Origin of the sequence: Campylobacter sp. BCW_6465, from assembly GCF_001762815.1 — a bacterium.
In the GTDB taxonomy this organism is placed as follows: Bacteria; Campylobacterota; Campylobacteria; order Campylobacterales; family Campylobacteraceae; genus Campylobacter_D; species Campylobacter_D jejuni.
The window spans coordinates 45,484-65,613 of the sequence record NZ_MJXN01000016.1 but is presented as its reverse complement, the minus strand read 5'-3'; the positions used below and the strand labels follow the sequence as shown (position 1 = coordinate 65,613).

Annotated in this window: 21 protein-coding genes and 1 pseudogene; 10 read left to right on the top strand and 12 right to left on the bottom strand. The window is 30.9% G+C overall.

Annotated features, from left to right (window positions below):
* Positions 1 to 4 precede the first annotated feature (4 nt).
* Entirely contained in the window at positions 5 to 448 is a 444-nt protein-coding gene (locus AJ886_RS01085; protein WP_002854339.1) for a YqaA family protein, read from the top strand.
* On the opposite strand, the gene AJ886_RS01080 is transcribed toward AJ886_RS01085, so the two are convergent.
* Both AJ886_RS01080 and AJ886_RS01075 read right to left on the bottom strand, forming a co-directional pair.
* A complete protein-coding gene (locus tag AJ886_RS01080; protein ID WP_002854630.1) occupies positions 404 to 1,411 on the bottom strand; it encodes a nucleoside hydrolase in 1,008 nt (335 codons plus the stop codon). The two genes, AJ886_RS01085 and AJ886_RS01080, sit on opposite strands and share 45 nt — an antisense overlap.
* Positions 1,408 to 2,769 (bottom strand): MFS transporter, encoded by a 1,362-nt coding sequence (locus tag AJ886_RS01075; protein WP_070287028.1) that lies wholly within the window; start codon positions 2,767 to 2,769, stop codon positions 1,408 to 1,410. The genes AJ886_RS01080 and AJ886_RS01075 overlap by 4 nt, the downstream gene beginning before the upstream one ends.
* 160 nt (positions 2,770 to 2,929) lie before the next feature.
* On the opposite strand from AJ886_RS01075, the gene polA reads away from it, so the two are divergent.
* Genes polA through motB form a run of 3 tightly spaced genes read left to right on the top strand, consistent with a single transcriptional unit; the run spans position 2,930 to position 7,108 of the window.
* The gene (gene polA / locus AJ886_RS01070) at positions 2,930 to 5,569 is read left to right on the top strand and encodes a DNA polymerase I (protein WP_070239986.1); all 2,640 of its coding nucleotides are present in this window, start codon (positions 2,930 to 2,932) and stop codon (positions 5,567 to 5,569) included.
* 16 nt (positions 5,570 to 5,585) lie between these two features.
* Positions 5,586 to 6,362 (top strand): flagellar motor stator protein MotA, encoded by a 777-nt coding sequence (motA, locus tag AJ886_RS01065; protein ID WP_002880492.1) that lies wholly within the window; start codon positions 5,586 to 5,588, stop codon positions 6,360 to 6,362.
* A gap of 2 nt (positions 6,363 to 6,364) precedes the next feature.
* Positions 6,365 to 7,108 carry a flagellar motor protein MotB gene (gene motB / locus AJ886_RS01060; RefSeq protein ID WP_044780423.1) on the top strand — a complete coding sequence of 248 codons (744 nt, stop codon included), beginning with the start codon at positions 6,365 to 6,367 and terminating at the stop codon, positions 7,106 to 7,108.
* A 5-nt stretch (positions 7,109 to 7,113) separates the two neighbouring features.
* Here motB and flhB read toward each other — a convergent pair whose 3' ends face one another.
* A complete protein-coding gene (gene flhB, locus AJ886_RS01055; protein WP_070287027.1) occupies positions 7,114 to 8,202 on the bottom strand; it encodes a flagellar biosynthesis protein FlhB in 1,089 nt (362 codons plus the stop codon).
* Positions 8,203 to 8,320: 118 nt separating this feature from the next.
* The gene (locus AJ886_RS01050) at positions 8,321 to 8,917 is read right to left on the bottom strand and encodes a peroxiredoxin (RefSeq protein WP_002854219.1); all 597 of its coding nucleotides are present in this window, start codon (positions 8,915 to 8,917) and stop codon (positions 8,321 to 8,323) included.
* Between the two features lie 205 nt (positions 8,918 to 9,122).
* Here AJ886_RS01050 and AJ886_RS01045 point away from each other — a divergent pair, with 205 nt between their 5' ends.
* The 6 genes from AJ886_RS01045 (at position 9,123) to AJ886_RS01020 (ending at position 12,416) form a co-directional block, all read left to right on the top strand.
* Positions 9,123 to 9,407, top strand: coding sequence for a DUF362 domain-containing protein (locus tag AJ886_RS01045; protein WP_002854354.1), 285 nt, complete (start codon positions 9,123 to 9,125; stop codon positions 9,405 to 9,407).
* Between the two features lie 112 nt (positions 9,408 to 9,519).
* Entirely contained in the window at positions 9,520 to 9,933 is a 414-nt protein-coding gene (gene ndk / locus AJ886_RS01040; RefSeq protein ID WP_002870750.1) for a nucleoside-diphosphate kinase, read from the top strand.
* Positions 9,934 to 10,287, top strand: a complete 354-nt coding sequence (locus AJ886_RS01035; protein WP_070287026.1) for a hypothetical protein — start codon at positions 9,934 to 9,936, stop codon at positions 10,285 to 10,287.
* A 23-nt stretch (positions 10,288 to 10,310) separates the two neighbouring features.
* A complete protein-coding gene (gene rpmF / locus AJ886_RS01030) occupies positions 10,311 to 10,457 on the top strand; it encodes a 50S ribosomal protein L32 (protein WP_002862578.1) in 147 nt (48 codons plus the stop codon).
* A 5-nt stretch (positions 10,458 to 10,462) separates the two neighbouring features.
* Positions 10,463 to 11,449 (top strand): phosphate acyltransferase PlsX, encoded by a 987-nt coding sequence (gene plsX / locus AJ886_RS01025; protein WP_070287025.1) that lies wholly within the window; start codon positions 10,463 to 10,465, stop codon positions 11,447 to 11,449.
* Complete coding sequence (locus AJ886_RS01020) at positions 11,442 to 12,416, top strand: beta-ketoacyl-ACP synthase III (RefSeq protein WP_052949500.1); 975 nt, start codon at positions 11,442 to 11,444, stop codon at positions 12,414 to 12,416. Before plsX ends, AJ886_RS01020 begins: the two co-directional genes overlap by 8 nt.
* Here AJ886_RS01020 and AJ886_RS01015 read toward each other — a convergent pair.
* The 8 genes and pseudogenes from AJ886_RS01015 to fliH form a co-directional block, all read right to left on the bottom strand.
* Positions 12,413 to 12,764: pseudogene (locus AJ886_RS01015) on the bottom strand (RidA family protein). The gene AJ886_RS01020 and the pseudogene AJ886_RS01015 sit on opposite strands and share 4 nt — an antisense overlap.
* Complete coding sequence (gene serC / locus AJ886_RS01010) at positions 12,761 to 13,837, bottom strand: phosphoserine transaminase (RefSeq protein WP_070287024.1); 1,077 nt, start codon at positions 13,835 to 13,837, stop codon at positions 12,761 to 12,763. The pseudogene AJ886_RS01015 and the gene serC overlap by 4 nt, the downstream one beginning before the upstream one ends.
* 9 nt (positions 13,838 to 13,846) lie before the next feature.
* Complete coding sequence (gene xseA / locus AJ886_RS01005) at positions 13,847 to 15,010, bottom strand: exodeoxyribonuclease VII large subunit (RefSeq protein WP_002870746.1); 1,164 nt, start codon at positions 15,008 to 15,010, stop codon at positions 13,847 to 13,849.
* Positions 15,007 to 15,714 (bottom strand): bifunctional demethylmenaquinone methyltransferase/2-methoxy-6-polyprenyl-1,4-benzoquinol methylase UbiE, encoded by a 708-nt coding sequence (gene ubiE / locus AJ886_RS01000; RefSeq protein ID WP_002870745.1) that lies wholly within the window; start codon positions 15,712 to 15,714, stop codon positions 15,007 to 15,009. Before ubiE ends, xseA begins: the two co-directional genes overlap by 4 nt.
* A 2-nt stretch (positions 15,715 to 15,716) precedes the next feature.
* On the bottom strand, positions 15,717 to 16,913 hold the full coding sequence (locus tag AJ886_RS00995; RefSeq protein WP_002870744.1) for a hypothetical protein: 1,197 nt from the start codon (positions 16,911 to 16,913) through the stop codon (positions 15,717 to 15,719).
* A gap of 45 nt (positions 16,914 to 16,958) precedes the next feature.
* Positions 16,959 to 17,369, bottom strand: coding sequence for a peroxide-responsive transcriptional repressor PerR (gene perR / locus AJ886_RS00990; protein ID WP_002861102.1), 411 nt, complete (start codon positions 17,367 to 17,369; stop codon positions 16,959 to 16,961).
* An 85-nt stretch (positions 17,370 to 17,454) separates the two neighbouring features.
* Positions 17,455 to 19,302 carry a 1-deoxy-D-xylulose-5-phosphate synthase gene (dxs, locus tag AJ886_RS00985; protein WP_044779538.1) on the bottom strand — a complete coding sequence of 616 codons (1,848 nt, stop codon included), beginning with the start codon at positions 19,300 to 19,302 and terminating at the stop codon, positions 17,455 to 17,457.
* Positions 19,295 to 20,125, bottom strand: coding sequence for a flagellar assembly protein FliH (gene fliH, locus AJ886_RS00980; RefSeq protein WP_002880502.1), 831 nt, complete (start codon positions 20,123 to 20,125; stop codon positions 19,295 to 19,297). Before fliH ends, dxs begins: the two co-directional genes overlap by 8 nt.
* Between the last annotated feature and the right edge of the window lie 5 nt (positions 20,126 to 20,130).

The following is a 20,130-nucleotide window of genomic DNA, read 5'->3' as shown; positions in this document are numbered from 1 at the left end:
TTTTATGTTTGATTTTTTATATAATGATATAAGTTATTTAGGACTTTTTATAGTGTGTTTTCTTTCAAGCACACTATTACCTTTGGCAAGCGAAGCCTTTGTTTTAGGCTTTATAAAACTTGATTTTAATCCAAATTTAGTGCTTATCGTAGCTACTTTGGGTAATACCTTAGGAAGTTTAAGTACTTATGGCTTGGCTTATCTTGGTAAGCAAAAAATTTTAGAAAAATACTTTAGCAAATCCTTGAAAAAATTAGAAAATTTCAATGCTAATTTTGCCAAATTTGGAAGTATATTTGCTTTTTTAAGCTTTTTACCTTTAGTGGGAGATCTTTTTGCCTTAGGACTTGGTTTTGCGAAATATTCTTTTTTAAAAACTATATTTTTTATCTTACTTGGAAAATTAAGTCGTTATGCTTTCATAATTTTCATAGCAAACTCCTTTTAAAAGCCTCTCTTTTATAAGTTTTAAAAGCTTTGCATTGTCTACATTTTTTAAAATTTTAACACAATTTTTAGTGCTTAAATCCATCCCCATACTCATTTTTGGTTCTTTAAAGCAACGCCAACTCATACCTCTTGCCAAAGAACTATCGCAAATAACATCAGCATAACACTCATCAAAATCTGCAATACTAGAATCTAATGCGTAAGCTATCGTTAAAGCGTCATGTATCCAAGTTCCCTTTGTACCACGTGTTTTAGAAGCATAATCAATCCAAACGCCTAAAGTTTCAACGATAAAATCGCATAAAATATTCTTAGCTTGCAACTCTTTTAAATCCTCATGAGTCAATAAAGTCTGCATGGTTACATTATAAGGTACGAGTGTAATTTTAGCTCTTGAATTTAACACTATACTAGCCGCCTCAGGATCGAAACCAAAATTTGTATCTTTAGTGTAATAAGGCATATCAAAACTACCGCCCATAATAAAAAGCTCTTTAAGATTTATATCAAAATCTTTAAAAATTTTCATAGCCATAGCGATATTTGTCAAAGGTCCTATCGCACAAATAGAAATTTCTTTAGGATTTTTACCCACCAACTCACCCATTTTAAAAATCGCATCAGGATTTATATTTTCTAAAATTTCAGGACTTTTTATATTTTCCCAAAGATATTCGAGTTTAAAATTTTTTACACTTTCATCAAGTCTTTGACGCCAAGCTTTACTTGGTTCTTTTAAGGCTTCATTCGCTCCTAAATAAACGGGGATATTTAAATTTAAACGTTTAAATAAATCCTTAGCCACGCTATAGGCAACAAGACTTGGAACATTACCGCAAATTGTGCTTAGCATTTCAAGTTTGATTTCTTTAGATGCCAAAATCAAAGCAAGCGCTAAACCATCATCGGTATTTGCTCCTGCAATAGCATTGCCTATATCCGTGTCTAAAATAAGTCTCATATCGCATCTTCTATTTTATTTAAATCTCTGCCTCTAGTTTCTGGCGCAAAAAATGTAGTCACAAAACCTATACCTGCAGTTAATACAAAATACGTTGCGATAGGCCACCAAGTGCCATAATACGCAAGCAAAGCAGAAGCCACCATAGGCGCTGTTCCTCCTGAAAGAATAGAACCTAGCTCCTTAGCAAAAGCCATTTTTGTATAACGGTTTTTTACCCCAAAAAGTTCTACACCCCAAGCCGCTTGTACACCAAAAATCCCTAAAGATGCTAAAGACATACCTACAATAATAGTTAAAATCACAATAATTTCATTTTTACTATCTAAAAGCATAAAAGCAGGAAAAGCATAAATCATCAAAAGCAAACAAAACATTCTATAAGTAATACGTCTTCCAAATCTATCACTTAAATAACCTGCCAAAGGAATAACCAAAAAACCCGCCAATGAAGCTATCATTACCGCTGTAGTGGCAACTGATTTGTCTAAAAGTAAAATTTTAGTCACATAACCTACAATAAAACCTTGCGCAAGATAAGAAGGTCCGTTTTCGCCTATTCTTAAGCCCACCATAGTCCAAAAAGCACGACTTCTTTGCCAAAAACTTCTTTCATCTTTTTTCATATGCTTTTCGTTATTAAGACGCAATTTCATCATTTCATTTTTTTGCTTTTCAAAAACAGGGGTTTCTTTGACATGAAAACGAATATATACAGCAAAAAGAGCGATTAAAATACTTCCCATAAAAGGAACTCTCCAACCCCATTCTTTAAAACTCGCTTCATCCATTTGTACCATCAAAAGCCATACAAAAGACGCAAGCAAAGTTCCGCTATTTGATCCTAAGGCAATCACAGAAGAAACAAGCCCTCTTCTCTTGCTAGGAGCATATTCTCCAAGCATAACTGTTCCACCTGAAAGTTCAGCTCCTGCGCCAAAACCCTGCATAAAACGTAATGCAACCAAACAAATAGGCGTCCAAACACCAATCACTGCATAGCTTGGAATAAAACCTATAAGAGTAGTTGAAATTCCCATTAAAGCTATTGTAGCCATCATAACATTTTTTCTTCCGTGTTTATCACCTAAATAACCAAAAAACAAAGCCCCGATAGGTCTTGCAATAAAACCTATGCCATAAGTTACAAAACTAAGCAAAAGTGCAATTACTGGAGTTTGCTCAGGAAAAAACACTTCTGAAAAAATTGTTGCAGCTGCTAAACCATAAAGTGCAAAATCTGCATATTCCATAGCAGTTCCCAACCAGCAAGAAAAAACTGCCTTTTTAAAAACTTTCCTACCTTCAGGTGTATTAAAATTCTTATCCGCAATTCCATCAATTTGCTGATTTGTCATTACATTATCCTTATATTTTAATATATTTTTTTATAAATAATTTGTAATTATGGCTAAAAATTGCAGTGTTTTTGCTTAAAGATCTTAAATTGTAGACATTTTAAGCAAAATTTTGAAATAATATAACCCAAAAATATATTTTATCAAAGAAGAAATTATTATGAAAACTTTAACTATTATTGATACTTTTGGATTTTTTTTCAGACTTTACTACGCATTAAAAGGTTTTAAAAATTCACAAGGACAAGCTAGTGGAATGATTAGCGGTTTTGCAAATTTTATTTATAGCTTAAAAAATGAACACAAAAGTGATTATATTGTTTTTGCATTAGACTCCAAAGGAAAAACTTTTCGTAGCGAAATTGATCCAAACTACAAACAAAATCGCACTCCACCACCACCTGAACTTCTAGAACAAATTCCAATTTGCATAGAGATGATAGAAAAAATGGGTTTTATAAGCGTTTCTAGGGAAGGTTATGAAGCCGATGATATCATCGCTTCTTTTGTAAGAACTTGTGAAGATAGGGATATTTTTGTACGCATTATCACTCAAGATAAAGATCTTTATCAACTCATAAAAGATGGTAAAACAAGCATTTACAGTCCTATTTCTAAAAACGACTATGATGAAGCAGCGTGTTTAGAAAAATACGGAGTAAAACCTCATCAAATCAGAGATTTTTTAGCTCTTTGCGGAGATAGTTCTGATAATATTCCAGGCGTTAAAGGTATAGGCGCAAAAGGAGCCAAAACCTTACTTGATGAATTTGGCAGCATAGAAGGAATTTATGAAAATTTAACTCTAATACGCAACGAAAGAAGTCGTAACTTGCTTTTAGAGGGTAAGGAAAATGCATTTTTAAGCAAAAAATTAGCTTCTTTGTATGACAATTTAGAAGTGCAAAATCTCATAGAAAAAGCCACTTATCCTGATGAAGAACCTCTTTTAAAAATACTTGAAATTTTAGAACATTACGAACTTAATGCTTTGCTTAAAAAACTGCGTCAAAATCCTGATAATAAAGATAAAAATTTAGGTTTTAAAGCCACTTTAATACAAGATGAAAACAAACTTTTTGAAATTTTAAATACTCTTGATAAAGAAAGTATTATTGCTTTTGATACCGAAACTACAGGACTTGATACAAAAGAGGCAAAAATTGTTGGTTTTAGTTTTTGTATGAGTGAAAACGAAGCCTTTTATGTGCCTTTAACTCATAATTATCTTGGAGTAGGTGAGCAAATCTCATTGCAAAGTGCCAAAAAAGCTATAGAACTAATCTTTGATCATTTTGTTATAGGGCACAATCTCAAATATGATTTTAAAATCATTCAAAATAATTTTGGATTAAATTTGCCTCAAAAATACGCAGATACAATGATTTTAGCATGGCTTAAAAATCCTTCTTTAAGAGTAAATATGGATGATTTAGCCTTAAGACTTTTTAATTATGAAACCTTACATTTTGAAAGTCTTGTTAAAAAAGGAGAAAATTTTGCAAGCGTAGAACTTGAAAAAGCTTGCAAATACGCAGCAGAAGATGCTTATATCACTTTAAGATTTTATCTTTATTTTTTAAAAAATCTTGAAACTCCTTTATTAGAACTTGCTAAAAACTGTGAATTTGATTTCATTAAAATCATTATGATGATGGAAGAAAATGGCATAAAGCTTGATACAAATGCACTTGAAGTCCTTATGAAAAAATTTGAAAATGAAATCAAAAATTTAAGTGAAGAAATTTATACTCTTTGTGAGGATAGATTTAACTTAAACTCACCTAAACAAGTAGGTGATATACTTTTTGAAAAACTTAAACTTCCAAGTGGAAAAAAAGGAAAAACAGGATATTCTACCGATGAAAAAGTTTTAAATGCACTTTTAGATAAACATCCTGTAATTGCTAAAATTTTAGATTATAGAGAACTTGCCAAACTTTATTCCACTTATTGCGAACCTTTGTTAAAACTAGCGTTAAAAGATAAAAATTCACGCATTTATTCAAGTTTTTTACAAACTGGCACTGCAACGGGTCGCCTTTCATCTAAAGATCCAAATTTGCAAAATATTCCTGCACACGGACAATACGCAAAAGATTATAAATCTTGTTTTGTAGCTAAAGATGGATTTAGTTTTATCTCTCTTGATTATTCTCAAATCGAACTGAGAATGCTTGCGCATTTTAGCGAAGATGAAAAACTTTTAAATGCTTTTGCCAATGATGAAGATATACATGCAAGAACAGCTATAATGATTTTTGGAGAAAGCAATTATGAAACCAGAAGTGTTGCAAAAAGTATAAATTTTGGACTTATTTATGGCATGGGCTATAAAACTTTAAGTCAAAATTTAAAAATAGAAGCTCATTTAGCCAAATCTTACATAGAAAAATATTTTGAAAATTTTACTAGCATTAAAAAATATTTTGAAACAGTTAAAAACGAAGCTAAACAAAATGGTTTTATCACTACTTTAAGCGGTCGCAAGCGTTATTTTGATTTTGAAAATGCAAAACCTATGCAAATTGCCATGTATGAAAGAGAAAGCATTAATTCAATCTTGCAAGGTTCAGCAGCAGATGTAATCAAACTTGCAATGCTAGAAATCAATAAAGAATTAAATGAAGACAAAAAGCTTATTTTACAAATTCATGATGAATTAATTTTTGAAGTAAAAGATGATTTATGTGAAAATTTTGTAAAAAAAACTAGAGATATTATGGAAAATATAGTAAAATTAAAAGTAAAATTAAAAACAAGCTCAAGTATTGCCAAAAATTGGGGCGATTTAAAATAATCAAGGAGATATTTATATGGATCTTTCAACCATACTGGGAATGGTGCTTGCAGTTACTAGTATTTCAGTAGGAGATATACTAGAAGGTGGTAATCCTTTACATGTTATACATCTTTCTTCCTTTCTTATAGTTATGCCAACAGCTGCATTTTGTGCAATGACTTCTACACATAAAAAAATTGTAAAAGCAGCTTATAAAGAACTCAAAGTTGTCTTTAAAGGCTCTGGCGTAAATCTACCTGAAAGGATAGCCCAGTTAATAGAATTTGCTATTATTGCAAGAAGAGATGGACTTTTAGCATTAGAATCAAGAACCAATGAGATTGAAAATGAATTTTTAAAAAATGCTATGATGATGCTTGTAGACGGTAAAAGCTTTGAAGAAATTCACGAAAGCATGGAAATACAAACCGAACAACTTGAAGAGCATTATAAAGAATGCGCAGAATATTGGATAGTATTTGGAGAAACTTGCCCTACCATGGGACTTGTTGGAGCGGTTTTTGGTCTTATTCTAGCTCTTAAATTGCTAGACAATCCCCAAGCAATGGCAGCGGGTATTTCAGGTGCTTTTACAGCTACGGTTACTGGGATTTTTGGTGCTTATGCGCTTTTTGCACCTTGGGGAAGAAAAATGAAAGCTAATGGAATGGATCTTGTAAAAGAGCAAATTGTCATCACTGAAGCCATAAAAGGAATTGCAGAAGGTGCAAACCCTAGAGATTTGGAAGCTAAGCTTTTTAATTTCTTAAGTCACGATGATCCAAAAATTTCACAATTTGACAAAGGTTAAAAATGGCTAAAAAACATAAATGTCCAGAATGTCCTGCAGGTGAAAAATGGGCCGTGCCTTATGCAGACTTTCTAAGTTTGCTTTTGGCACTTTTTATTGCTCTTTGGGCAATTTCCAAAACAAATCCTGCTAAAGTAGAGGCTTTAAAAACCGAATTTGTTAAAATCTTTGATTATACCTCTACTCAAACAGTCAAAGAAGAGAGTAAAACCCAAGAAAAATATAAAGGTGCAGCAAAAGAAGAAAGTGATGAACTCAAATCGTTAAAACAAATGACTATGACACAGCAAGAAACTATCAAACGTCTTCAAGCAGCTCTAGATCAAAGCGACAATCAGATTGCTCTTAACCTTCCATCTAAAGTTGAATTTGAAAGAGGTAGCGCTCAAATTGTTTCAGCTGATATACAAGATTATTTAAAACGTATGGCTGAACTAACAACATATTTACCACCTCAAGCAAAAATAGAAATTAGAGGCTATACAGACAATAGCGACTCTATTATAAGAAGTTATGAGCTCGCCTACCAAAGAGCAGAAAATGTATTAAAATATTTTATAGAAGGTGGAGCAAATTTAAAAAATATTAGCATTAAAAGCTATGGGCTTAATAATCCCATCAATGGAAATCCGCAAGCCTTAGAAAATAATAGAGTAGAAATATATTTTAAAGTCGATACAGCAGATACAAGTACTCAAAAATCGGTTCTTGAGCTTATTAACAAAATAGGAACTAAAATACCTTAAAAGTTTTAGCTTCCTTTTTTTACTTGACCAGCTAAACGACTCTTATTATTTGTATTATAAACAAATCCTAGCACCTCAGCTACAGCTTTAAACATTTCCCTAGGAATAAGATCATTAACATCGCAAGCTTTATAAAGCTCCCTTGCTAAAGGAGGATTTTCATAAACTACAACATTATTTTCATAGGCAACTTGTTTTATGCGAAGCGCGAGAAAATCCACTCCTTTGGCAACAACCCTAGGGGCTTGTTCTTTACTTGTATCATAACGAATAGCTACGGCATAATGCGTTGGGTTTGTGATCACCACATCCGCACCTGCAACATCTTGAACCATACGACGACGCGCAGCTTCCATTTGAAGTCTACGAATTCTACCTTTAACTTGAGGATCTCCTTCCATTTGTTTATACTCATCTTTTATTTCTTGTTTGCTCATACGCAAACCTTTAAAATACTGAAAACGCACCAAAAAAACATCTAAAACAGCAATAATTAAAAAAGCAACTATAACAATAGCTGCTAAAACAATAGCTCTGTCTCTTAGCCAAGTAAGCTGTGCAACCATAGTATAAAGCTCAACTCTTGGAAGCTCTTGCATAAATTTAAGTAAAACTATAAAAGCTATAGTAAAAACAATACCCACTTTTAAAATAATTTTTATACTTTCAACAATTTTTTTCAATGAAAAAAGGTTTTTTAAACCTTTTAGAGGATTGATTTTTCCTAAATTTGGCATAATAGGTTTAGTTGTAAAAATAAAACCAAATTGCATAATATTTCCCAAAACCCCAGCAATCATAATACTTAAAACAATAGGTGCAAGAATAATTAAAACCTCAAAAATGCTTTTAATCATAATGGCTTGAATAATACGCAAATCAAATTCAACACCAATAAAACTTTGATAGTATCTATATAAATTTACAATTCTCTCGCCCATAAAACTCATCATAAGTAAAGTTATAGTTACTCCAATTATCAAAGTTACAATAGCTACCGCATCTTGAGACTTTGGAACATTACCTTCTTTACGCGCATCTTCTATCTTTTTGGACGTGGGTTCTTCTGTTTTTTCTTGATCTTCGCCTGCCATATTTTAGCCTAAGTAAAAATTTTAATATGTGTGTAAAATTATAGTAGAAAATTTATGAATTTCAATTAAAGAATAAAAATGAAGAAAAAGCCTCATGAAGAGGCTTTATACTAAGAAATTAAAGTTTAGCTTCGTTTTTACCAAGATATTCAGCCACGCCTTTAGGGTTAGCTTTCATACCTTCATCGCCCTTATTCCATCCTGCAGGACAAACTTCACCATGCTCATTTGTAAAAAGCATAGTATCAACCATTCTTAACATTTCATCTATATTTCTACCTAGTGGTAAATCATTAACCACAGCATGGCGAACTGTTCCATCAGCATCAAGCAAGAACGAACCACGAAGGGCAACTGCTTCTGCATAAAGTACATCAAAATTTCTAGCAATCTGCTTAGTTAAGTCAGCAACAAGCGGAAATTTAACCTGACCAATACCACCTTGATTTACTGGAGTATTTTTCCAAGCAAAATGTGAAAATTCATTATCTCCTGAAATTCCAATTACTTCAATACCGCGGTTTTTAAATTCTTGATATCTTTTGTCAAAAGCTATAATTTCTGAAGGACAAACAAAAGTAAAATCTTTTGGATAAAAGAATACTACCGCTCCTTTTGGGCCTATGTTTTTGTAAAGATTAAAATCTTGAACAATTTCATTGTTTCCTAATACCGCTGGAGCAGTAAAATCTAAAGCTTTTTTAGTAACTATCATATTTTCTCCTAAATAATAAATTTTATTGATAACGAAATTATATCGTTTAAATCTTTATTTTTTTTTAAATATCTAAAATAATATTAAAAATTTAAGAAAGTTATAATTATTATCAAATAATGTAAATTTTTGATTATCAAAATTTACATTATTTAAGAATTTTATGCTAAAATCTTTTAAATATTAATATTAAAAAGGAGAAAAAATGGCTGTAAAAATTACAGATATATGTATTGCTTGTGGTTCTTGTATTGATGAGTGTCCAGTGAGTGCTATCGTTGATGATGCTAACAATCCAGAAGGTGAAGATAGATATTATGTTTATGCAAACAAATGCGTTGAATGCGTAGGACATAATGATCAACCAGCTTGTGCCAGTGCTTGCCCAACAGATGGATGTATAGTTTGGAGTGCTGTAGAATCAGGACAACCAAGTCGTGATAATATCGGCGCTGATATGAGAAGCGGGGACACTCCAGTTTTTGCATAATTTTAAAAAATTAAAAAGCTAGAGATTCCTAGCTTTTTCTTTTAATTTAACTTTTTTTAAACAAATTCAAGTATAATTTTAAGCTTTATTAAAATAAGGAGTTATTACAAAGATGGAAAAAACTTTATCTATAATTAAACCTGATGCTGTTAAAAAAGGTGTTATAGGAAAAATTTTAGATCGTTTTGAAAGCAATGGATTAAGAATCGCTGCAATGAAAAAAGTTCAACTTAGTAAAGAACAAGCTGAAAATTTTTATGCTGTTCATAAAGAAAGACCTTTTTTTAAAGACTTGGTTGAATTTATGATTAGCGGTCCTGTTGTTGTTTCTGTGCTAGAAGGAGAAGGTGCCGTATTAAAAAATAGAGATTTAATGGGAGCGACAAATCCTAAAGAAGCTAAAGCAGGAACAATTAGAGCCGATTTTGCTGAGAGTATTGATGCTAATGCTGTTCATGGAAGCGACAGCTTGGAAAATGCAAAAATAGAAGTTGAATTTTTCTTTAAACCAAACGAAATTTGCTAAATGAAAATCCCTTTTTCTAAGATTAACATAAAGGAATATCCTTTTAAACTTAATCTTGAAAATATGATTTTTGAGGGAAATTTAGTAAAAATAAATCCTAAGCTTGTTAAAATAAATGCTATTATGCAAGGTTTTATCTATAGACCTTGTGATAGCTGTGGAACTGAGTTTGAACTTGAAATTAAAGAAAATTTAGAACTTTTTGCAAGTGATGGTATTTTTAAAGATGAAGCAAACGAATTGAGCAATACTATAGAATTTTTCGATGGACATATTGATTTAATAGAAGTTGCTATCAGCGAGCTTGAAGCTTATTTGAGTGATTATTTTTATTGTGCAAATTGCAATAATTAATTAAATTTTATAAAGGAGAAAAAATGGCAGTACCAAAGAGAAGAGTGAGCAAAACTCGCGCAGCTAAACGCAGAACTCACTATAAAGTTAGTCTTCCTATGCCTGTAAAAGACAAAGATGGAAGCTATAAAATGCCTCACCGTGCGAATCCAACAACTAAGGAATATTAAAATCAATGATTAACATTGCCATCGATGCAATGGGTGGTGATTTTGGAGAAAAACCCATTATAGAAGGCGTTTTAAAGGCACTAGAAGCAAAACCTTTTAACGCTATCTTGGTGGGAGATTCTAAAATTCTAAAACCTTTAATACCAAAAAAATTAGAACAATATATACAATATGAAGAAGCTAGTGAAATTTTTTCAATGAATGAAAGTGCCACTGATGCTTTAAAAAATAAAGAAACAACCATTTATAAAGCTATTAATCTATTAAAAGAAAAAAAAGTAGATGCTGTAGTTTCAGCGGGTCATAGTGGAGCAAGCATGTCCTTAGCCACATTAAGACTTGGGAGACTCAAAGGTATTTCAAGACCTGCTATCGCTACTTTAATGCCAAATATTACTAACAAAACTTTACTTTTAGATGTTGGGGCTAATACAGATTGTAAAGCTGAAAATTTATTTCAATTTGCCGTAATGGGTGAAGTTTATGCTAGAGAAATCATGCAAATTCAAAAACCGCGTCTTGCTTTGCTTTCTAATGGCGAAGAAGAATGCAAAGGTAATGAACTTACCAAAGAAAGCCATCAACTTATGAAAAAAATTCCAAATTTTATAGGTAATGCTGAAGGTAGAGATATTTTCAATGGCGAAATAGATGTTTTAGTCTGTGATGGTTTTAATGGAAATGTGATTTTAAAAGCTTGTGAGGGTGTAGCAACAGCAATTTTTCAACTTTTAAAAAATGAAGTAAAACAATCTTTTATTTCTAAAATAGGTGCTTTACTTATGAGGCCATCTTTTAAGAAATTAAAAAAACATATTGATTGGCAAGAATATGGCGGAGCACCCCTTCTTGGAGTTAATGGTTGCGTGATCATAAGTCATGGAAAAAGCGATTCTAGGGCCATTAAAAATGCAATTTTTCAAGCTATAAATTTTAGCCAATCTCATATCAATGAACTTATAGAAAATGAACTTGGGAAATACAATGCTTAAAGCCAGTCTTAAAAGTATAGCTTCTTATATTCCAGAAAAAATTTTAAGCAATGCCGATCTTGAAAAGATGGTAGATACTACCGATGAATGGATCACTAGACGCACAGGCATTAAAGAAAGACGTATTGCTGGTGAAAATGAGAATACTAGCGATTTGGGTACAAAAGCTGCATTAAAAGCCATAGAAAGAGCAAATTTAAAACCTGAAGATATTGATGCAATTCTTGTAGCCACTTTAAGTCCTGATTATTTTACTATGCCTTCAACGGCTTGTAAAATTGCTTCAAATTTAGGACTTGTAAATATTAGTGCTTTTGATATTTCAGCAGCTTGTTCTGGTTTTATCTATTTGCTTGAACAAGCTAAAGCCTTAATAGAAAGTGGTTTGAAAAAAAATGTTTTAATCGTAGGAGCTGAAAAAACAAGTTCAATTATGGATTACAATGACAGAAGCATTTGCATACTCTTTGGAGATGGTGCGGGTGCTGGAGTTGTAAGTTTGGACAATGAAAATCATATCCTTGATGTACATACTGCAAGCAATGGTAATTATGGAGATCTTTTAATGACTCAAAGATCGCAAAAATCAAGCCTATGTCAAACACTTTCTATGCAAATGAGGGGCAATGAAGTTTTTAAAATAGCAGTAAACACGCTTAGCAATGATGTTGTAGAAATTTTAGCTAAAAATAACATTTTAGCACAAGAAATTGATCTTTTTATTCCTCATCAAGCTAATCTACGCATCATTAAAGCCGTCCAAGAAAAACTCAATCTAAGTGATGAAAAATGTGTGATCACTGTGCAAAAATATGGCAATACTTCAGCTGCTTCTATACCTATGGCAATGAATGATGCCTATGAAGAAGGTCGACTTAAAAAAGGAAGTCTGATCTTACTGGATGCTTTTGGTGGTGGTTTTACTTGGGGATCTGCGCTTTTAAAATTTGGAGGGGAGAATTTTTAATTCTCTCTTAACTTTCCAAAAGCTTGAATTTCTACCAAATAACCCTCTGCTAAAGCACTTCCCACACAAGCTCTAACAGGTTTAGGGTAATTTTTAATCCAAGCATCATAAATTTCATTCATTGCATCAAAATCTTTCATATTAGCTAGCCAGATTTGAATTTGAATTAAATCTCCTTTGCTTGCGCCTATTTTTTCAAACAAAGCATCAAGTTCTGCAAGCGCTTCTTTGGTTTGTTTTTTTAATATCTCCGCTAGGTTCAAAAGCCACTTGTCCTGCGGTCTTAAAATATTTATCAAAAACAATAATTTGCGACATTCTATCGCACTCATCAAAACGCTTTATCATGTATATTTTCCTTGAAATTCTTTCATAAATTCACACAAGGTTTTTACCTGATCCAAATTAAGTGCATTATAAATACTTGCACGAATTCCTCCTAAAATTCTATGTCCTTTAAGTCCTATCATTCCAGCTTCTTCGGCTTCTTTTACAAAAAGAGGTTCTAAATCTTTATTTTTAGCAATATTAAAACTCACATTCATTAAAGATCTATTCTTTTTATCTGCATGTCCTTTATAAAATCCATTGCTTAAATCAATACATTCATAAAGCATAGTAGCTTTTTGAGAATTTTTCTCATACACTTTATCAAGCCCACCTTGATTTAAAAGCCAATCCATTTCAAGATTAAACATATAAATGGCAAAGGTTGGAGGCGTGTTAAACAAGGACTGATTCTCGGCATGAGTCAAATAATTTAACATACTAGGAATTTGTTTATTTTTAGATCTTTCTAACATATCTTTACGGATAAAAATACAACTTAAACCCGAAATTCCAGCATTTTTTTGCACTCCGCCATAAAAAAGAGCGATATTTGAAAAATCTACTTTTCTAGAAAAAAAATCACTCGATGCATCCACAATCAAAGGAGCTTTAGTTTTAGGATAATTTTGATATTGAGTGCCGTAAATAGTATTATTAGAACAAATATAAGCATAATCAGCATTATCACTAAATTCCACACTAGGAATATGATCGAAATTACTTTCCTCGCTACTTGCTACGGTTTTAACATTGACACCTAAAATTTGTGCTTCTTTAATTGCTTTTTTTGTCCAAACTCCTGTATTTGCATATTCACAAACCCCGTTTAAAGCTAAATTCATAGGAATCATAGCAAATTGCAAACTTGCTCCACCTTGTAAAAATAATACTTCATAATCATCATTTAACCCGTAAAGTTTTTTAGCTTTCTCTTGTGCTCCAAAATGCACTTCTTCAAATACTTTTGTGCGGTGAGAAATTTCCATTATAGAATAACCCCTACCTTGATAATCACAGAGTTCTTTTTGAGCTTGCTCTAAAATTTCTAAAGGTAAAGTTGATGGCCCTGCGCTGAAATTGATTTTTCTCATAATCTATCCTTATAAAATTTTTGCTTCTTTTTGAGAAGTTTGAGAACTTAAAATAACGATATCATCACTCTTAAGATCTTCTAAATTTGCTATTTTACCATTTTTTCTGATACAAATAAACTTTTTGCTTTTATTAAAAAAATTCTCATGTTGCAAATAAGCATTTTGCAATTTATCTAATTTTAATTCATTATAACGCATTTGATTTGCCAGTAGATGATTTAATTGCTTTTCTATATTATAGCTTTGTTTTATTTTTTCATCTATTATTTTTGGTAAAGAATTAAATTTGAAAAATTTACTTAAATTTAAAAGCAAATTTTCATAATTTTGTATTTTATGATTCCAAAGTTGCATTAATTTTTCTTCCATTAAATCTAAACTTTGTTCTATATCTAACTTAGAATAAAACAAAGCATCTATAGCAGCTGAGGGCGTTGGAGCTCTAAAATCTGCAACAAAATCACTAATAACATAATCAATCTCATGTCCTATGGCTGAAATGATAGGAGTTTTTGCTTTAAAAATCTCTCTTGCTAAATTTTCATCATTAAAACAAAAAAGATCTTCCCTGCTTCCTCCACCACGTGCTATAATAAGAACATCTAAATCCATATCATCGGCTTTTTTTAAAGCTTGTATAAGAGAAAAAGGAGCATTATTTCCTTGAGTTAAAGCATCAAAAATATAAATTTTTGCCAAAAAATATTCTTTTTGATGAATAAGTTTTAACATATCTTGCAAAGCAGCAGAAGTTTTTGAAGTGATAATGCCTACTTTTTTAGGAAATTTTGGCAAAGATTTTTTAAAGCGTGGATCAAAAAGTCCTTCTTTTTGCAAACGCTCTTTTAAAGCCAAAAACTGTGCTTCCAAATCCCCAAAACCTGCTTTTTTCATACTAGTAGCGATAAATTGATAACGACCGCTTTCAGGATATAAACTCACACTTCCACAAAGCTCTAAAAAATCCCCCACCGCTGGTTTAAACCCGACTTTTAAATTAGCTCCTTTAAACATAGCACAAGCAATGCTTGATCTTTCATCTTTTAAATCAAAATACCAATGCCCTGAACCATGCAAAGTAATTTTTGAAATTTCTCCACTTAAAACTATATCATCAAAATGTGTTTCTAATAAAGCCTTTGCTTTAAGATTTAATTCTGTTGGTGTCATAGTTTTTTTGCTATAAACATTGAACTCACGCCAAAGCTAAAACTTTTATAATCAAGCATTTCAAAACCAGCATTTTTAAGTTCTAAGATGAATTCTTCCTTACTTAAAAATCCTTCAATAGAGTTTGGCAAATACTCATAAGCACTTTTATTTTTACTGATTATCCCACCTATACTTGGTAAAATATTTTTAAGATAAAAATCCCTACAAGCTGCTATAAATCCACCCTTTTCTCTTTTTGTAAATTCCAAAACTACCAAAATACCATCTTTTTGAAGTACTCTAGCAAATTCGCTTAAGGCTTTTTGTCTTTCTACAACATTGCGAATGCCATAACTAATGCTTAAAATATCTAAACTTTGACTTTCTAAAGGTAAATTTTGCGCCCCTGCTTCTATAAATTCGACATTTGGAAATTTTTCTTTTGCAACATTTAGCATACCACTACTTGGATCAATGCCTTTAATATTTAAAATATTTTTTTTCATTTTTAAAGCGCTCTCTTGCCAAATCTCTATCATATCCCCTGTGCCACAAGCAATATCAGCGATTTTTAAATCTTTTTTTAAATATAAACTCATCACTCTTTGACAAGCTTTTTTGCGCCACACTACATCAGCTCCAAAGCTTAAAATTCTATTCGCCTTATCATAAGTAGGTGCAATTTGATTAAACATTTCTATAATTTTTTCTTGTTTTTGCATTTTTATCCTTTGTAAATTTTCAAATTTTTACTTGATTTTTTAAGCAATTTGCAAAATTTATTTTTATTATTGATTATTTTGGAAAAAATATTTTTATCCCTATCTTTACAATATTTTTCATAAAGTTTGTTTAAATTTTTTATCTCTAAAAAACGGTAAAAATATTCTAAAAATATTGCTAATTCAAAAAAACTATTTTCAAAAAGCTCTAAATCAAAATTTTTTAGTATATTTTTTCTAAATAAAATAATTTTTTTTCTAAGTTCTAACGCAATAAGTTGTTTAAAAAACCTATCTTTGCAATCGCCTTCATAAAAAGAATTTTCCTTTATGAAAAAATCAAAGTCATTAAACAAATCTTGGATTTTTTCATCACTTAAAAATAGCAACAAATCTTGATTTGAATTTTCACTTGCTAAAATATCTTGAGTTTTTTTCGTTATATCTTTAAACTTTAAAGCCAAAATATTACTCAAATTTTTATCTAAAATAGTATTCATGCTTGATAAAACTATATACAAACTTCTTGAATAAAATAAAAATTCACATAAACTTTGCTTATCTTTTCTCTCTAAAGATAAAGTCCAATAAAATTTTAATTTTTTAAATAAATAAAATAAAAAAATCCTAAATCCATCATAAGCATTAATATAATTTGGAAAATCCAAGCTAAAATTCTGATTTTTTTCTATAATTTTAAAACATTTCTCTATATCAAACTTTTGATATTCAAAACCATATAAAACGATATGTTTAGAATTTAAATCATGATGTAATTCTTTTTGAATTTTAAAATCTTTAGGGATTTTAAATTCATTGGAACTATCCAACGTTGGAAAAAATATTTTTAAAATACAAATTTTAGGCTCTTCATAAATATCAATATAACTTTTTAAAGAACACAATTTAAATTCGAAGCGTTCTTTTTTAATGCTCTTTCCTATAATCTTTTTTCGAGCTTTTTCAAATTTTTTTTTAGAAATTTTCTCTTCTTGATTCTGTTCTAAAATTGAATTATTAAATTTTGTAATTTTATAAAATTCATTGCAAAAACTTTGAAATTTAACACTATGATTTGAAGTTATTTGAGTATAAAAAGTTTCAAATTTAGAATTTCGAAAAGGTATATTATCTTTTTTTAAATTCTCTAAAAGAGTGCAATCAGATAGTAAAAAGTTTTTTTGAATTTCATAAACCATTAAAATAACCCTTAAAATATATGGGCTATTTTAACCTTATTTTGCTTAATGACACTTTTTACAACTATCAACATAAGCACAAACGGACAGATGATTGACGAGATTGCCTATCTTTTTTTCTAAATGCTCTTGATATTCATAAAGCTTAGCATCTTTAAAACTTAAATCCTCTATACCACCACATTTGGCGCAAACTACATGAATATGTTCTTCTTCATAAATATCGTAACAAGTTTTTTGATTTAAAACATTGATTTCAACAACTAAACCTTGTTCTTGTAAAGTATTAAGATTTTTATAAACCGTCGCTAAAGAGATTGAAGGGTATTCTTTTTTAATTTCTGCATATAATTCATCAATATTAGGATGCTCATGTCTTTTTAAAATTTTTAAAACACATAGTCTTTGCGGAGTAGCTTTTAACTCATGTTTTTTAAGCATTTGTAGTAATTCCATTGTATTTATTCCTTGCTTTTTTAAGTGGAAATAATAATAAAATTTTTATTAAAAGAAGTTTATATTAAATAATATTTTTTATTATTTAATGATAAAATTTTAAAACTTTCGTCAACAAACTATTGACATCTTTTTCTAGATTTTTTTCCACCTCACTTGTTTTTCCATGTTCAATAAATTTGTCTTCATATTCAAAGCTAATAACTTTTACATGCAAATCATATTTTTGTAAAAAATTATTAATTAAACTTTCTATACCGCCAATTTTAACATTTTCACTAAAAATAAACCAAATTTTACTTTTTTTAGCAAGCTCACGCAAAAGCTCTTCATCTAAAGGTTTAGCAAAAATTAAATCGATCAAATTAGCATTATTATTCATTTCTTGCAAGGCTCTTAAAACTTGCCACGCTTTTGCCACACCCTGTCCATAACCCAAAAAAGCAATTTCACTATTATTTTTTACAAGCCATTGTGCCTTACCAAGTTTTATCTCACAAGGATTAAATTCTTTATCCAAAATAAAACTCCCTCTAGGATAACGAAAAGCAATAGGTCCTTGATGTAAATAAGCGTACTCCATTATATTTTGCATCATTTGCTCATCTCTTGGGGCTAAAAGAGTGAAATTTGGCAAAGGAGCTAAAAAACTAAGATCAAAAACACCTTGATGTGTCTCCCCATCTTCGCCTACTATCCCTGCTCTATCCATAGCAAAAACCACATTTAAATTCATAATTGCACAATCATGGATCACTTGATCATAAGCACGCTGCAAAAAGGTGCTATATATTGCAATAAAAGGTTTAAATCCTTCTTTTGCCATAGCAGCCATAGAAGTTACTGCATGCTGTTCTGCAATAGCCACATCCCAAAAACGATTTGGATATTTTTCTATAAGCTTATCAAGACCTGTTCCACTTGGCATAGCCGCCGTAACCCCAACAATATTTTCATATTTTGAGGCTAAATCAAGCAAATTCTTAGAAAAAATTTCAGTAGCAGATTTTTTAGTATCACTTTTTTTAACACTCTCTCCACTATCTATATCAAAAGCTCCTACCCCGTGCCATTTAGCATGTTTTCCTTCAGCTAAAGCATAGCCTTTACCCTTTATGGTTTGAGCATGTATCACACAAGGTTTTTGCATAGCTTTTGCTTGTTTTAATGCAGAAATAATTTCACCTAAATTATGTCCATCAATAGGCCCTATATATTCAAGCCCTAATTCTTCAAACAAAAGCCCAGGAGTAATAAGTTTAAAACTCTCTTCAAAACGCTTAGCCATATAAGTAGCACTATCAGGTAATATATCCAACATTTTAGCAATACGCTTTTTAAAACTTTGATAAAGCTGTGTTGCCATAGCCTGAGAAAGATACTTTGAAATTGCTCCAATTGGTTTTGAAATACTCATTTCATTATCATTTAAAAGTATTACGCAAGGAAATTTAGAATCACCCAATTCATTTAAAGCCTCATAGGCCATACCCGCACTTAAAGCACCATCTCCAATCAAAGCAACAGGAATACGCTTTTCACCTTTTAAAGCAATGGCCTTACAAGCACCTACTGCCAAAGAAATAGAGGTGCTAGAATGCCCTGCTACAAAATAATCTCCCTCGCTAGGTTTTGTATAACCGCTCAAACCATTGATTTGTCTTAAAGTATCAAATATTTCTTCTTTTCCGCTTAAAAGCTTGTGTGTATAAGATTGATGTGACACATCAAAAATAAAAGGATCTTTTTTTGCATCAAAAACCAAATGCATTGCTATACTAAGTTCTACAGCACCCAAATTTGAACTTAAATGTCCACCATTTTTACTCACAACTTGTATGATTTTTTCACGTATAGATGCTGCTAAATTTTCTAATTCTTTTAAACTTAGCTTTTCTAACTCTTCTTGAGTATGGGCAAATTTTTTACTCATTATTCACCATTTTTTTAATTTTAGTTAGACGAGAGTTAAGATTGGATTCTATATTGCCTGCGTCACTTATAATAATAACACTTCCTTTGCTAATTGCATCATCAAGACTTATTTTAATATGAGCATTCTGATCAAATTGCTCTTTTAAATACTCATAATCCTCTGCATTAACCTTAAGCTCAATTGCACTAGCACCCTTAAGCTCGCCGATTAAATCTTTGGCCAAAGCATAAGCTATCTTACTTGAATTTAGTTCAAGTTCTTTTAAGATTACTTCTTTAGCGATATCTATAGCAGTATCTGCTAATTCTTTCTCGTTTTTTTCTATAAAATTTTCAAGATTTTCACAAGCATTATCGAGCTTGGCTATACTTTTTAAATACTTATCTTTAAAATCACTCAATTCCTTTTGAAATTCTTCTTTTGCTTTCTCATAACCTTCTTTGGCAAATTTTTCTTTAGCATTTTCAAGTTCTGAATTTAAGCGGTTATTAAATTCATTCTCTTGACTTTCTATTTGCATTTGAAGTTTAATAATATTGCTTGACATTTCATCTGTTTTTTTAAGCAAATCTTCAACAAAACTTGGTTGAAATGTTGGAATTTGAGTTTCCATAACAGCTTGCGTAGGGGCAATAGCATGATTTTCTTCGACTGGTTTTTCATCATTTAAAGATATATTAGCATTTTCTTCATCTGGAGTTTGAGTATGTTTTTTTTCACCTGTATGATTATCAAATTCTGAAATAACTTTAAAACGATATCCTTCAACAACATGCTGATCAGAAGCCCCACCAGAAATTACATTGCTACGATTAACCATCTCTC